The organism is Bacillus sp. JJ722, assembly GCF_036963345.1.
Classification (GTDB): domain Bacteria; phylum Bacillota; class Bacilli; order Bacillales; family DSM-1321; genus Bacillus_AD.
On the sequence record NZ_JBALMO010000104.1, the window covers coordinates 70,532 to 70,808 of the forward strand.

Annotated in this window: 1 protein-coding gene; it reads left to right on the top strand. The window is 40.4% G+C overall.

All coding sequences use genetic code 11. The annotated features are described in order from the left end of the window. Nucleotides 1-277 (top strand): RNA-guided endonuclease TnpB family protein (locus tag V7014_RS13930; protein ID WP_335508048.1); only part of this gene is annotated, 277 nt, incomplete at both ends.

Sequence of the window (277 nt, forward strand, 5' to 3'; positions counted from 1 at the left end):
GCAAGAATCCATGAACGGGTCACCCATGCAAGAACAGACTATTTGCAGAAAATCTCAACTTACATCATCAAAAACCACGATATTGTAGGGATTGAAAATTTGCAAGTGTCAAATATGCTGAAAAACCACAAGTTAGCCAAAGCGATAGGCGAAGTGTCTTGGTCACAATTTAGAGCCATGCTTGAATACAAAGCAAAATGGTATGGCAAAGAAGTAGTTGCGGTGTCTAAAACCTTTCCGAGTTCTCAGCTATGTTCGTGCTGTGGCTATCAAAACA